Here is a 13,855-nt window from a genome sequence, read left to right as displayed (position 1 = left end):
ATCAACATTTTCCTGCTAGCCTTAGGATTGCCATCAACATAGACATGGTTAGATTTTAATCATCGCCCCATTGAATAAAACTCATTATTTGGACGCATCGAAGTGAAATTAGCCATTCGATTAGACAGACCAAAGAATGAAGAAATGCCCGCGATATCCCAGATATCATCTTCGTCAAACCCGTGTCCTTTTAAAACTTCAAAATCCGCATCCCCAACGAGATGCGCAGTGGCTGAAACTTTCATCGCAAAGTCCAGCATTGCTTTTTGACGGGGGGTGATATCTGCCTTGCGATAATTTGTGGCAACTTGATCGGCAATAAGAGGGTTTTTGCCTCGAATACGAAGAATTGCGCCATGAGCAATGACGCAGTATTGGCACTGATTCACATTACTAGTGGCAACTACTATCATTTCTTTTTCGGCGATAGTTAGATTGCCTTTTCTTTCCATTAATGCATCGTGATAAGCGAAAAATGCACGGAATTCATCAGGACGGTATGCCAACACAAGAAATACATTTGGAACAAATCCAGCTTTCTCTTGAACAGCAATAATGCGCTCTCTAATGTCCTCCGGCATATCTTTTAATTCAGGAACTGGAAAACGGCTAACTGCAGGAGTTGATTGTTGGCTCATAGTATTTCCTTATAAATATGATGATTAAGTAAATTAAATTTGAGGATTAACGATTCACATCTACAACTACGCGACCGCGCACCTTGCCTTCTAGCAATTGAGGGCCTACTGCAATTGCTTCTTCCAAGCCGACCTCTGTTGTGTTGGACTCTAATTTTGAAATATCAAGCAATTCGGCGAGCCGTCCCCAAGCTTCGATTCTGCGCTCTAAAGGAGCCATCACGCTATCAATTCCATAGAGGGTGATACCGCGCAAAATGAATGGCATGACAGTTACTGGCAAATCCGCCCCTCCAGCAAGGCCACAAGCTGCAATGGCACCAGCATACTTTGTAGTGCTGCATGCATTTGCAAGCGTAGTGCTTCCCACAGAATCAACTACCCCGGCCCAGCGCTCTTTTCCTAAAGGTCTCCCTGGCTCCGAGAGCTCTTTTCGATCAATAATTCCCGCGGCTCCCAGAGACTTTAGGTGAGCCTCCTCTTCCAATCGACCTGTCGATGCGATGACTGTATATCCCATTTTCTTAAGCAATATAATCGCAATGCTACCAACCCCACCATTTGCGCCAGTAACTAAAATTTCGCCATCGGTTGGTTTTATCCCATGCTTCTCTAGCGCCATCACGCAGAGCATTGCCGTATAACCAGCAGTTCCGATTGACATTGCCTGACGTTCCGAAAATTTATCTGGTAGCGGCACCAGCCAATCACCTTTTACGCGAGCTTTCTGTGCCAAGCATCCACTGTGGCTTTCGCCTACTCCCCATCCATTCAATAGAACCTTGTCGCCCTCTTTCCAGCGTGAATGAGAGCTTTCAATAACGGTTCCCGCCATATCTATGCCTGGCGTTAGAGGGAATTTACGAACTACAGGGCCTTTTCCAGTAATGGCTAAACCATCTTTATAGTTCAATGTGCTCCATGAAACCTGAATAGTTACATCCCCTTCCGGTAACTGAGCTTCATCAATAGACTGCAGACTTGTTCTGTAACCTGAGTCATCTTTTTCAACCACAAGCGCTTTAAACAATTCATTCTCCTTTTAAATTTAGACCGACTGTCTAGTTCAAGACAAAAAAATATTAACTCGCTGCCAACACCTCAAAAAAGTATTGGGTAAAAGTATCAAGTGCCATTTCACTATGCTCCAACTTCGCCCTCAGCACGGCCCCCTCCCAGCCAATCCAGAAAAAAGCTGAAAGTTGTTTTACATCAGCCTTTTTAGACAGCTCACCAATTGCCTGAGCCTCTAACAAGCAACCAGCTAGATGGTCCTGCCAATTGTTGAAAGTCCCAATTAATTTTGACCTAAAGCTTTCAGGCAATGAGCCCATCTCTTGACCAAGATTTCCTATTAAACATCCACGACTGAAATTAAAACGAGCCATACCTTCTTTTGCATCACGTATGAAGGCTTTAATGCGACCGAGCGGCGAGAGCGCCTTATTTTCAAAATTTCGCTCAAGCTTACGCGCAAAAAATTCTCCATAAAGGCTAATTAACTCCAATCCAAATGCTTCCTTGCTTTCAAAGTAGTGGTAGAACGAACCTTTTGGAACGTCAACTTTTTTTAATATCTCATCAATTCCCACAGCTGAAAAACCCTTTTCCGTGAGGACTTCAAGTCCCGTGCGCAAAATCAATTCCCTCGTATCGATCGCATCGTTACGAATCTTGGGGGGTCTGCCCCTGCGGGTTTGCGAGATGTTTACATGTGCCATTTTTAATGTATATTAGACTGGTCGTCTAGAAAATGCAACAATCAAATAAAATTAACTATTAAGGAGATAGAAATGTATTTGAGAAAAGCGTTCCTTTCCGTTCTAACCGCCACAGTGGGCATTCTCGCTGCCAGCACCGCTGTAGGTCAAGAATACCCAAAAAACGATAAGCCAATCAACATCATTGTTCCATTCGCTCCGGGCGGAGCATCAGACATTCTCGCTCGCTTAATCGGCCAAAAGCTAAGTGAAGCTTGGGGCACTAACGTGATCGTACAAAACAAACCTGGAGGCGACATGGTAATTGCCTTGCAGCAAGTTGCCCGCTCAGATAAAGATGGGTACACGATTGGCCTGACAACTAGTAGCTTCGCACTAAACAAAGTTGCTAAAAAAGATTTTCCAATGGACCCTGTGACTGACTTCGCATTCATCGGTCTAATTGGGCAATCTCCATACTTGCTGTCTGTCAATGCAGACTCAAAATATAAGACCTTTAAAGAACTCGAAAATGCGTCACGAGAGAAAAATAGTAATTTTAGTTATGCATCTTGCTGCTTTGGCACCTATTTTTCCGCGGAGATGATCAAAAGCGTCACTAAGCTCGATGGAGTACACATACCCTATAAAGGCAGCACTCCCGCCCTCAATGCAATACTTGGCAAAGATGTGGAATACATAATTGATACGACCACAGCAAGCAAGTCCTTTATCAACTCAGGCAAAATCCGTCCATTGATGGTTACGACGCGTAAGCGTTCCAATGCATTGCCCGATGTGCCAAGCCTGAACGACGCAGGAATACCCGGGGATTTCGACATTGGCGTTTGGTATGGGTTTACTTTTCCGGCAGGTACACCCACAGAAATTGTCAAGAAAGCCAACTCAACCCTGAATAAAATTCTTGCCATGCCAGATGTTAAGGCAAAGATTGAAGGCTTTGATATCGAAGTTACTCCGAGCACTCCAGAAAAAATGAGTGAAAGAGTATCAAAAGACCTCCAGATGTATACGTCTGCAACAAAATCTGCAAAGCTTAATTTTGGACAATAACAATGAAGCGCCCTTGTGGGCGCTTTATACATCAATAATTCAGTAAAAAATGTTAGAGCTATACACTTGGGGTACGCCCAATGGACACAAAGTCCACATCATGTTGGAAGAATGTAATGCAGAATTCAACATTATTCCCGTTGATATCAATAATAAAAGCAGCATTGAGATGAAAATCTCGCTGATTAATGTTAATAAGAAAATTCCGGTTTTAGTCGACAACCACGGATCAGATGAAGGTAAGAGGGTGATTATTTCTGAATCTGGTGCGATTCTTATTTACCTAGCCAATAAATACCAAAAATTTCTTTCGCAAGCAGTCATAGAGCGATATCAATCCCTACAATGGTTGATGTTTCAGATGAGCGCTGTAGGCCCAATTATGGGCCAATGCAATCACTTCAGAGGCAGAACGAATCTTGATAATACCTACCCGCTTGAGCGATTTGAAACTGAAGTTAAACGTCTACACTCAGTAATGAATTCGCACTTAAGTAATCATAGTTACTTTAGTGGCTCTCAATACACCATCGCTGACATGGCAATATTTCCCTGGCTTCGTTTGTCAGAGAAACTAGGCATCGCATGGAGTGAGTATCCACACTTACATAAGTGGTTCGAAGAAATAATAAAACGCCCCGCCGTGCAGCGAGCACTTAAGCTTCCCGATGTCACTATACCCACCAAAATATGAAGAAAATTAAAAAGTATGACCTCATCACAATCGGCGCGGGTTCTGGAGGTATAGCGGCATCCCGCCGAGCTGCCTCCTACGGAGCCAAAGTACTACTCATCGAAAGCAACCGTATTGGTGGAACATGTGTATTACGCGGATGTATTCCCAAGAAATTATTAATGTACGCATCGGACATGCGAAGCTTGTTTGATGAAGCGAGCGCATTTGGCTGGACTGAAGTGCCGTCAATCTTTGATGTGGCTCGGTGGACGCAATCAAAAGATAGCGAACTCTCACGTCTGGAGAAAATTTATCGTGAAATGCTTGAAAAGTCCGAGGTTCAACTGATTTCAGGTCACGCAAAGCTTGTGGATCAAAATACTGTGGAAGTGGATGGCCGGCAATATCAAACCGAGAGAATTTTAATTGCTACCGGTGGATCGCCCTCAACTACAGCTATTCCAGGCTTGGAGCAAGCATGGACATCAGATGATGTTCTTCAGCTAGGAGAGCTACCTTCATCGCTACTGATACTTGGTGCTGGTTATATTGCCGTAGAGTTTGCCTCCATACTTTCAGGACTTGGGATCCAGATTTCCATGGTCTATCGTGGCGATCTACCGCTACGTGGTTTTGATGAGGATCTACGCCACAATGCAATTCAAAATTTAGAGGCTCATGGAGTTAAGCTTTATCCTAACTCCTCCATGAGATCTCTTGAAAGAACAGTAAATGGTTTTAGCTTAAATCTTACAAATAGCTCTACACTGCATGCCCAAAATGTACTAAATGCAACTGGTCGCTCTCCCAATATCTGGAATCTTAACCTTGAATCTGTTGGCTTAAAAACTGATGAGTACGGCGCAATTTCTGTGGATGCTTATAGCCATACCAATATTGAGAATATTTGGGCGATTGGCGATGTCACGAACCGAGTAAATCTCACTCCAGTAGCTATTGCTGAAGGTCGTGCCTTTGCGGATACGGAGTTTGGAAACAACCCTAGCCAAGTCAACCATACAAATGTTTCAAGCGCCGTGTTTTGCTCGCCCCCACTCGCAAGTATTGGTCTAACAGAGTCACAAGCGCAAAAAATTGGACCAACTGACATCTTCACGAGTCAGTTTAGACCTATGAAAAAGTCCTTCACTAAAAGTGAAGAGCGGACTTATATGAAGCTGGTGGTAGATCGCAAATCCAATCGTGTACTTGGCGCTCACATGTCGGGCGCAGATGCGCCGGAAATAATACAAAGTCTGGCTATTGCTATTACCGCAGGCGCCACGAAGCAAGACTTTGATAAGACCATGGCACTTCATCCAACTTCAGCTGAAGAATTCGTACTAATGCGCGAGCCTACACGAACATATGGTTAATACATTCTCGAGTGCTAGAATATTAACTCACTTTAGAGCACTGCTAATGTAGCTTAACATTTAGAGTAGAGGTTTCCTTGGGAGAACGCTGGCATAAATACCAGGATCAATGCCCCGCTCTTCCAGGACTTCATCAGTATGTTGCGCAAATGATGGTGGACGCATGCGATAGGTTGCCGGAGTTCGTGAAAGCTTTACGGGGCTTCCTGTTCCACGATAACCATCTAAGTCAACAATCATACCTCGGTGATGTGTATGCGGATCATCAACAACCTGATCAATAGTACGCACTGGACCACAAGGAACGCCCGCCGCAACTAATTCTTGAGAAACTTGCAAACCGTCTCGAATTGAAAGCAGTGCCACTAAATCTTTGCGCAATTCATCGCGATTTTTATTGCGCAATGCATTAGTTAAATAGCGCTCATCAGTTCCAAGATCTGGACGTCCCAATACCTTACATAAAGTAACAAATTGACGATTATTTCCAACTGCCAGGAATAATGGAACAGTACTCGTTTTAAATGCGTCGTATGGACAAATATTAGGATGCCTATTACCGCTACGCTGAGGTGCCTTGCCATTTAAATAATAGTTAGGCAAATGGGGATGCAACATTGATATTCCAGAGTCGTAGAGTGTAGCTTCAACAAATTGCCCTTGACCACTTTTGTTGCGCTCTTGCAATGCAAGCAGGATGCCAATCACGCCATTCATACCTGTGACCATGTCAATGATGGGTACGCCCATACGCAATGGCTCCCCTTGGGGCTCACCATTTACGCTCATCAAACCTGTCATAGCTTGTACAGCGGCGTCATAACCTGGCTGACCACCGTATGGGCCATCAGCACCGAAGCCAGATATACGGCAATGTATTAAGCGAGGAAATCTACTCCTTAATTCTTCAGCACCCAAACCCCACTTCTCCAAGGTTCCAATCTTGAAGTTTTCTATGAAGATGTCCGCATCCTCAAGCATCTGCAAGAGCAACTCCTGCCCAAGAGACTGAGTGATATCGATAGAGATATCTCGTTTATTCCGATTGACTCCAATAAAATAACTTGCCGCATCGCCAACGAATGGAGGGCCCCATCCACGGGTTTCATCACCCATTGGAGGCTCAACCTTGATGACATCCGCACCATGATCAGCCAAAATCTGTCCGCAGAAAGGGCCACCCAATACTCTGCTGGCATCAATAACGCGTATGCCTGAAAGTGAACCTAATGTTGCGTTTTTACTCTGCATTTGCGGCTATCTCCTCAGTAAGTTGTTGCGCAAAATCTGGATAAGTCTCTTTAAGCTCATTAAGCACTCGCCCGCGTAATAGCATGAGAGTATCTTCATCAGGCAAAGGCGTTGTGGTTAACTGGGGGTCAATATCAAAACTAAAACCTGTAGCCGTCTTGACATCTTCAAGAGTGTGCCCTGGGTGCGTGTACACAAGACGAAAACGCGCACACTTAGGATCAAACATAAATAATGCCATTCCAGTTAGCAAAGCATAAGGCCCCCCTTTGCGGTAGACCTCGGGAGCACTTGTGCCTGGCGCACTGATGAAGTCAACCTTCTCCACAAACACACGTGGCGAATGCTCTTCTCTAAAAAGAATTACCTTAGGAACCGTAAAATACAGATATGCTGAGCCAAATGACCCTGGCCAGCGTATACGCATCTCTGGATACTCTCCTACTCCAACTAGATTGATATTGCCTTGACCATCTATCTGTCCACCACCAAGGAAAAATGCATCTATGCGACCTTGACCGGCGCAATCAAAAAGCTCTGCCGACCCATTTGTGAAAAGATTATGTTTTACCGATCCTAAAATCGATAATCGCACCGCGGGTTCATTTTTTAACTTTTTTTGCGCCCTCAATAGCATTGCCGCTGCCGCGGGGATTGGGGATGATGCGCCAACCGCCACATGACGAGCGCCTTCCAGGAGTGATGCAATCGTAACAATTAGGCACTCTCTCAAGGTTGCCTTGCTCATGCGTATACCTCCGAAATCCATTGTTTAAAGCCTTCTTCCGTTTTCGCATGTTGGGCGTAGCGCTGAAGCGCCACGGTATCCGGACTATATTCCCCCCAAAGGCCATATGGCCATGCACCTTTTTCAACTTTGGCTATACCGTCTACATATAAAGCAGGTAACACACCAGCAGCCGTTAACTCATCATCCAGAAAGCGAGAATCGACAATCCGCTCCACTGTTACATAGGTTTTCTTACTTGCATATGCCATGGCAGCTAATTCTCGACGGCGACCTATCCATACATTTCCTTCGCGGTCAGCCATCGGGGCATGAAAAACTGAAACATCAGGATGTAGCGCGGGGACTATAACCACCGGGTCAGTATTTGATGCAAATGGGTTTTGCATCACCTTCCAGTCTGACCGCTGTAGCAACACATCGGTACCAATCAGTCCACGCATGGTCATAAATGGAGACCCTTTTTGCGCTGCCGTCAATCCCGCATGTATTGCTGGGCAGGTACTATCCTTCATTTGAATTGATGTATTGGCAATCGCTCTCATAAAGCATGGCGCACCGCCAGCCTCACCGAGAGTGACCGCACTCGTTTCTAGACTTCGCACCAAACCTGATCCTATAAGAATGTCGTGCAACAGCCCAGCGGTGGGAACTCCCAATAAGTCCAATTTACGCGGGGAACGCCTTAACAATGCAGCAACAATACCCATGGGTACGCCGGCATAATCCACGGGTATTGCCAATCGGCATTCGTCATGAATTTCTGCGACTATCTCTTCAACAGTAATTGGCGCCATAGTTTGCGACATTTCATCCCCTTTTATACAGCCAGCTTTCATTAAATTTTTTAATAAAGCCGATACTTTTGGTATATTAGACCGATCGTCTAATTAATGCAATTACTAAATGCACTCTTTGATATGTCATTCAAACACCGCCCCCTTTAACCAAAAGAGAATTTTGCTATGTCGAATAGGAGCTGTGTTTTTCAAAATCTGAGTAGCTGGTCAAGAATCGCAACCCATGGGTACGCCAAATACTTACTAATCCAAGGAATCATGCATCACCAAAGGGGCTTGGGGGATCTAGAATCAGCCTCTTCCAGACCCATTACCAAAACTTAAACGGAAATCAATCTTGGATACGAATGATGTAGTGTATGTCGTAGATGATGATCTGGCGATTCTAGACTCCCTAAAATGGCTATTAGAAAGCAATGGTTATACAGTTCTTTGCCACCACAGTGCAGAGTATTTTTTAAAATTCTTAGAAATTACAGATCAATCAACACCTTCATGCGCACTTATAGATGTGAGAATGAAAGGAATGTCAGGATTAGATTTACAGGAAAAACTATTGAGCCTTGGGTTTGACTTTCCTGTTTCTTTTATGACTGGTTATGCAGATATTCCAATGGTGTCAAAAGCATTTCAGCATGGGGCCATTGACTTCATTCAAAAGCCCATTAAAAAATATGCGCTTCTTGAGCTCATTGATAGGATGCTAGTGAAATCACATAGTATGAAAAAAGAGTTATTGGAAATTACTCGTATCAGAGAAAAGCTTGAGACTTTAACCCGACGAGAAAAAGATGTAGTGAAACACATCATTTCGGGAAAGTTAAATAAAGAAATTGCTAAAGTAATGGGCATTGAGGTGAAGACGGTGGAGGCGCACCGAGCAAATCTAATGGATAAGCTTCAAGTAAATCGCCCTACCACCTTGCTACTACTTCTATTTAGAATTGAACAAGCAGAAGTCACTGCGATCAATCAGCAATAAAGACATTACTTAGCACAACCCAACACAATCAAACACTTGCTCTTAATCCAATAGAATCCCCAGTCCCGGAAAAATAAATGTCAAACACAGTCAGAGAAAATCATTTTGATGTAGTCATCGCTGGTGGAGGTGCTGCAGGAATAGGACTGGCAGCTAGCCTAAGATCACGTGATGAATCACTAAAAATTGCAATTATCGAGCCTTCTGATCACCATTTCTATCAACCCTCATGGACACTAGTGGGCGGCGGAGCATTTAATGTGAAATCCAGCAAGCGTCTCACAAAAACTGTCATCCCACATGGTGTCACGTGGTTACAAGATGCAATTATTAACTTCAATCCAGAAGCAAACAATCTGATACTCAAACAAGGTAAGACGGTTGCATATGAATTTTTGGCTGTGGCTACGGGGATAAAAACAGACTGGGACGCAATACCTGGCCTGAAAGAAACCATTGGGAAAAATGGGGTCACCTCAAACTATAGCTATGAATATGCGCCATACACTTGGGAGTTAGTAAGGAACCTAAAGTCTGGAGTAGCACTTTTTACTCAGCCGCCACTACCATTCAAATGTCCAGGCGCTCCACAAAAAGCTATGTATCTATCTTGCTTTGAGTGGGAGAAACAGGGCAGGCTAAAAAACATAAAGATTGAATTAAATAATGCTGGCAGTACGCTTTTTGCAGTTGCTGATTTTGTTCCTGCATTAATGGACTATGTCAAAAGATACAATGCCACACTAAACTTTAATTGCAACCTTATTTCCATCAACGGGGAAAAGAAAACCGCGAATTTTGAAGTTAAAGATGGGGAAGGAAAAATTTCTCAAATTGAAAAATCTTTTGATATGTTGCATGTTGTGCCGCCACAAAGCCCTCAAGAATGCTTAAAAAATAGTCCAATTTCAAACGCTGGAGGTTGGGTTGATGTCAATCAATCAACCTTGCAACACCTGAAGTATTGCAATATATTTGCGCTAGGAGATTGCTGCTCCTCGCCTAACTCTAAAACTGTCGCTGCAGCGAGAAAACAAATTGTGGTTGTAGCGGAAAATTTACTTGCTGTTAGAGTCAATAAACCGATGCCATTAAATTATGATGGTTATGGCTCATGTCCGCTCACGGTAGAGCGTGGAAAAATTGTTTTAGCTGAATTTGGTTTTGGCGGAAAAATAATTCCCACTTTTCCATGGCTAATAAATCCACTAAAGGCTACCAAACTCGCATGGATTCTTAAGAAAAATATACTGCCCTGGCTTTATTGGAATGCAATGTTAAAAGGTAAGGAGTGGCTAGCTCGCCCCTCCGGTAATTGACAGCCCAGAAAAACGGCAAAAAAATTGAGTAATGAAGCTAGCATTTGATACAAGAAACCACCAAACCCTTATAGTCATTCTCCTGCAGAGACAATTAATTTAAAAACTTAATTGAGATATGTGCATTTGGGGCCCAACCGTCACTTTAAGTAACGCTCAAAAATACCCGACTGTGTAAGCGGGTGTACATTTGAAAATAGCTGGCGACTTGGGCTTATCTCTATTCCAACCATCCCAGAAATACAAAAACCAATCAATTCCCTAATAACCTAACCTTACTGTGAGTTTTAGGATAACTTTAGGTTCTCTGGTTATGAGAGCAGAAGCCCAAGTTAGACCCTTATAAACAGAGGGTCTGCGGGTGGTCAGTGTCGGTGTGTGAGCAAATGTGTAAGCATATTCGTAGATTTAAAAGAAGTGGTCTATCGGTCTTTGGTTTTCGAAACCAAAGGATATTTGGAATAACCATTTCACACTTCGTTGTTCCAAAGTACTTTTTGAGGGATTAATAAGCGTTACTTTAAGTAACGCTTATTAGACTCAATTAAGAAAACTTTAAGCTTGGCTCAGTCCCAGTCTTTAGGGTTTGCTCTCCGTACTGAATAACATCACCGATCATTTCAGCGGTACACGCAGACAAGGTCCAACCCAAATGGCCATGGCCGGTGTTGTAATACACATTAGGCTTACTACCCCTACCAACTTTTGGCATCATAGTTGGCATCATCGGACGTAAGCCTGCCCATGGAACAACCGAGCGTGTACTGACTTCTGGGAAGCACTGATTAACCCAATCCACCAAGGGCTTGATACGATCAGAACGGATATCACGATTGATGCCATTGAACTCTGCCGTACCAGCAACGCGGAATCGATCTACACCAAGACGACTGGTAACTAGCTTGGTTTCATCATCTAAAAGGCTGACATTAGGAGCGCCCTCTTGGCTCGCTTTGTCGTTCAAATTGACAGTAATTGAATAGCCTTTAACTGGGTAGACATTAACGCGATCACCCAACTGAGAAGCAAGGTCACGACTACCAACACCAGCACAAACTACGACATTATCAAAAACGAGCTGGCTAGCTTGCCCATCTTTGCTTAGCGTTAAGTTCACACGATTTCCATCAGACTGAACGGAAAGAACTTCATGCTCATAAATGGTTTTAACACCCAAATTAGCTGCAGCTTCAGATAAGCCAAAAGTAAATTTATGAATATCTCCAGTCGAATCACTCTCAGTGTAATAACCACCATAATATTTACCGGCTAGAGTAGGTTCGATTTCTTTCATTTCTTGAGGTGTAACGGCAGTACGCCCTAGCCCGCCTTCAGCAAGCATCTTAGAGACTTTGCCTGCATGCTCAAAGCCCGCCTGATCACGATAGATATGCAAGATACCTTCACGCTTTAAATCAAAATCAATACCCTCTTGCTTTGCCCAAGCAAATAGATGCTTTCTGGCTTCAATTGCCATATGCGCAGTTTTAACGGTATTACTCTTGTAATTCGGAATGGATGCAATGAACTCTGCAAACCATGAAAGCTTATGCCAGTCAGGCTTTAAGTTAATCAATAAAGGAGCATCCTTTTTAAATACCCACTTCATGCCCTTCATGATTGTTGACCAATGATTCCAGACCTCTGCATTTGATGCGGAAAGCTGACCACCATTGGCAAAGGATGTTTCCATTCCAGCATAACGATGACGCTCAATGAGAGTGACATCATAGCCACGCTTAGCCAAAACATAAGCAGTAGTCACACCAGTGATGCCGCCACCAATAATTACAAATGATTTCATTTTTAAAGTCCAAAAAACGTCAAGGGTTACCCATTGCAAATGCTCAAGGGGCCCCCTCTGTTCTGGACCTGAGAGATTCGCAAATATTCAATATTTGCTTGCTCCTTCGGTGTTATCGGGTGACGAATACCCAATATCTCTTCAGAGTTTAAAAATCATTTCGGTTCTTTTGCCTGAGAGTTTCCGGGGCGGTTGCTCCTTCGGCGTTGCTGTAAAAGCAATCTCTCCCGAGAATGATTTAATTACTTTTTGTTACTTACAATACTATACCTTCAAATGCTATGTCTTTAAGGTTTGCTTATCGCTTTTTAGTAATTGCTATGACTTACCACCAGTCTTTGATGCGTAAATTTGAAAACTCACTCAGTCTGACCATAGCAACTAATTGCATTATCAGGATACACAGGGTCGTCTTACACACCCCTTGCACCACAGATATGAATTTTTATGACTCAATGAAAGAGCATTAGTCGCTTTGTACATAACCAGTTATACGAATCATTTCTCTATATTTCGCAATTTCAGTCTCATATACAGCGGCTGCCTCTGCAAGGCTCATACGCTTTGGAATATTACGTCCGTCTGCCTCAAGTTTTGATATCACAGCTGGATCTTGTAGCGCCTTACCTATTGCCTGATTTAGGGCGGCCTTAATTTCAAGGGGTGTGCCTTTTTTAACATAATAGCCAGCTGAACTAACATATTCAAATTTTGCTAACTCTGGAATTTCTGTGATGCTAGGTATTTGCGCCAACAAAGGTGGCCTATTCTTAGTAAAAACTGCTAATGCTCTATAACGACCTGACTTAATCATATCCAGCATGGATGACTGAAAGGGCATAATTGCAAAGTCAATCTGTCCACCGGAGAGGTCTTGCACCACTGGTGTAGCGCCTTTATAAGGAATATGTGAAAACGGTATTTTCATAATTTTCCCCATATATTCAGTCATGAGATGGTAAAGTGAACCGACTCCTACCGTTCCATACGTCAATGGTGTTGACGTACTTTTTCTTGCGAGCTTAAAAAAATCTTGAATTGTTTTTGCTGGTAAATCATTGCGTACTAATAACACAAGCTGCGTAATTGTTGAAGGCTGAGTAAGCTCAAATGCATCGGGCTGATAAGTTACTGCTCGATTAGTTAGAGGCGGAATGATTAACTCATTTTGCGTACCTTGAAAAATAATGCTTCCATCTGCTTTAGCATTAAGAACTTTTGATGCAGCTATGGTGCCTGTTGCACCCCCTAGATTTTCGACAATGACCGTTGCGCCTAACTCTTTACCAATTGGATTACTCAAAATACGGGCACTGACATCACTTGCTCCACCAGCAGGGTACGGAACCATCATAGTAATTGGGCCGGATGGGTAACCTGCAGCATGCGCTAAGTCCATCCATGGAATTAAAGTTATTGCCAGACCTGCCAAAATAAAAGATCTGCGTGATTTAATTAATGAGTTTTTCATTGGATACCCTTAAGTA

General features: G+C 43.3%; 13 protein-coding genes and 1 riboswitch. Of the genes, 5 read left to right on the top strand and 8 right to left on the bottom strand.

The features are described from left to right. Positions 1–59: 59 nt before the first annotated feature. The 3 genes from ICE93_RS04085 to ICE93_RS04075 are packed head-to-tail and all read right to left on the bottom strand — an operon-like array spanning position 60 to position 2,359. The gene (locus tag ICE93_RS04085; RefSeq protein ID WP_216185838.1) at positions 60–638 is read right to left on the bottom strand and encodes a peroxidase-related enzyme; all 579 of its coding nucleotides are present in this window, start codon (positions 636–638) and stop codon (positions 60–62) included. Between the two features lie 46 nt (positions 639–684). Continuing rightward, positions 685–1,668, bottom strand: a complete 984-nt coding sequence (locus ICE93_RS04080; protein WP_216185836.1) for an MDR family oxidoreductase — start codon at positions 1,666–1,668, stop codon at positions 685–687. Between the two features lie 52 nt (positions 1,669–1,720). Continuing rightward, the gene (locus ICE93_RS04075; protein ID WP_216185834.1) at positions 1,721–2,359 is read right to left on the bottom strand and encodes a TetR/AcrR family transcriptional regulator; all 639 of its coding nucleotides are present in this window, start codon (positions 2,357–2,359) and stop codon (positions 1,721–1,723) included. Between the two features lie 72 nt (positions 2,360–2,431). On the opposite strand from ICE93_RS04075, the gene ICE93_RS04070 reads away from it, so the two are divergent. The 3 genes from ICE93_RS04070 to gorA are packed head-to-tail and all read left to right on the top strand — an operon-like array spanning position 2,432 to position 5,464. Next, a complete protein-coding gene (locus ICE93_RS04070) occupies positions 2,432–3,412 on the top strand; it encodes a tripartite tricarboxylate transporter substrate binding protein (RefSeq protein ID WP_216185832.1) in 981 nt (326 codons plus the stop codon). Positions 3,413–3,461: 49 nt separating this feature from the next. After that, the gene (locus tag ICE93_RS04065) at positions 3,462–4,106 is read left to right on the top strand and encodes a glutathione S-transferase family protein (protein WP_216185830.1); all 645 of its coding nucleotides are present in this window, start codon (positions 3,462–3,464) and stop codon (positions 4,104–4,106) included. Next, positions 4,103–5,464 (top strand): glutathione-disulfide reductase, encoded by a 1,362-nt coding sequence (gene gorA, locus ICE93_RS04060; RefSeq protein WP_216185828.1) that lies wholly within the window; start codon positions 4,103–4,105, stop codon positions 5,462–5,464. Before ICE93_RS04065 ends, gorA begins: the two co-directional genes overlap by 4 nt. Positions 5,465–5,524: 60 nt before the next feature. On the opposite strand, the gene ICE93_RS04055 is transcribed toward gorA, so the two are convergent. From ICE93_RS04055 to ICE93_RS04045, 3 genes are read right to left on the bottom strand one after another with little or no spacing between them, the layout of a single operon-like run. Further along, complete coding sequence (locus tag ICE93_RS04055; RefSeq protein WP_216185826.1) at positions 5,525–6,715, bottom strand: CaiB/BaiF CoA-transferase family protein; 1,191 nt, start codon at positions 6,713–6,715, stop codon at positions 5,525–5,527. Then, positions 6,705–7,463, bottom strand: coding sequence for a CoA-transferase (locus ICE93_RS04050; protein WP_255554485.1), 759 nt, complete (start codon positions 7,461–7,463; stop codon positions 6,705–6,707). The genes ICE93_RS04055 and ICE93_RS04050 overlap by 11 nt, the downstream gene beginning before the upstream one ends. Next, the gene (locus tag ICE93_RS04045) at positions 7,460–8,272 is read right to left on the bottom strand and encodes a CoA transferase subunit A (protein WP_255554484.1); all 813 of its coding nucleotides are present in this window, start codon (positions 8,270–8,272) and stop codon (positions 7,460–7,462) included. The genes ICE93_RS04050 and ICE93_RS04045 overlap by 4 nt, the downstream gene beginning before the upstream one ends. A 328-nt stretch (positions 8,273–8,600) precedes the next feature. Between ICE93_RS04045 and ICE93_RS04040 the strand changes: the two genes are divergently transcribed. Beyond that, positions 8,601–9,245 carry a response regulator transcription factor gene (locus tag ICE93_RS04040; protein ID WP_216861303.1) on the top strand — a complete coding sequence of 215 codons (645 nt, stop codon included), beginning with the start codon at positions 8,601–8,603 and terminating at the stop codon, positions 9,243–9,245. A 77-nt stretch (positions 9,246–9,322) separates the two neighbouring features. Further along, on the top strand, positions 9,323–10,564 hold the full coding sequence (locus ICE93_RS04035) for an FAD/NAD(P)-binding oxidoreductase (RefSeq protein WP_216185822.1): 1,242 nt from the start codon (positions 9,323–9,325) through the stop codon (positions 10,562–10,564). A gap of 544 nt (positions 10,565–11,108) precedes the next feature. Here the strand turns inward: ICE93_RS04035 and ICE93_RS04030 are convergent. Both ICE93_RS04030 and ICE93_RS04025 read right to left on the bottom strand, forming a co-directional pair. Then, positions 11,109–12,368: a D-amino acid dehydrogenase gene (locus tag ICE93_RS04030; protein ID WP_216185820.1), complete on the bottom strand. Its 1,260-nt coding sequence runs from the start codon at positions 12,366–12,368 to the stop codon at positions 11,109–11,111. A gap of 151 nt (positions 12,369–12,519) precedes the next feature. Further along, a riboswitch (glycine riboswitch) is annotated at positions 12,520–12,608 on the bottom strand. Positions 12,609–12,834: 226 nt separating this feature from the next. Then, positions 12,835–13,839 (bottom strand): tripartite tricarboxylate transporter substrate binding protein, encoded by a 1,005-nt coding sequence (locus ICE93_RS04025; RefSeq protein ID WP_255554483.1) that lies wholly within the window; start codon positions 13,837–13,839, stop codon positions 12,835–12,837. Positions 13,840–13,855: the final 16 nt, after the last annotated feature.

This window comes from Polynucleobacter sp. MWH-HuK1, from assembly GCF_018881815.1.
Taxonomy (GTDB): domain Bacteria; phylum Pseudomonadota; class Gammaproteobacteria; order Burkholderiales; family Burkholderiaceae; genus Polynucleobacter.
The sequence above is the reverse complement of the archived record's forward strand: the minus strand, read 5'-3'. Positions and strand labels throughout refer to the sequence as shown.

Coding starts and splice junctions, on each gene's coding strand:
- ICE93_RS04085 (WP_216185838.1), bottom strand. CDS start 638: ATGAGCCAACAATCAACTCCTGCAGTTAGCCGTTTTCCAGTTCCTGAA.
- ICE93_RS04075 (WP_216185834.1), bottom strand. CDS start 2,359: ATGGCACATGTAAACATCTCGCAAACCCGCAGGGGCAGACCCCCCAAG.
- ICE93_RS04070 (WP_216185832.1), top strand. CDS start 2,432: ATGTATTTGAGAAAAGCGTTCCTTTCCGTTCTAACCGCCACAGTGGGC.
- ICE93_RS04065 (WP_216185830.1), top strand. CDS start 3,462: ATGTTAGAGCTATACACTTGGGGTACGCCCAATGGACACAAAGTCCAC.
- gorA (WP_216185828.1), top strand. CDS start 4,103: ATGAAGAAAATTAAAAAGTATGACCTCATCACAATCGGCGCGGGTTCT.
- ICE93_RS04055 (WP_216185826.1), bottom strand. CDS start 6,715: ATGCAGAGTAAAAACGCAACATTAGGTTCACTTTCAGGCATACGCGTT.
- ICE93_RS04050 (WP_255554485.1), bottom strand. CDS start 7,463: ATGAGCAAGGCAACCTTGAGAGAGTGCCTAATTGTTACGATTGCATCA.
- ICE93_RS04045 (WP_255554484.1), bottom strand. CDS start 8,272: ATGTCGCAAACTATGGCGCCAATTACTGTTGAAGAGATAGTCGCAGAA.
- ICE93_RS04035 (WP_216185822.1), top strand. CDS start 9,323: ATGTCAAACACAGTCAGAGAAAATCATTTTGATGTAGTCATCGCTGGT.
- ICE93_RS04030 (WP_216185820.1), bottom strand. CDS start 12,368: ATGAAATCATTTGTAATTATTGGTGGCGGCATCACTGGTGTGACTACT.
- ICE93_RS04025 (WP_255554483.1), bottom strand. CDS start 13,839: ATGAAAAACTCATTAATTAAATCACGCAGATCTTTTATTTTGGCAGGT.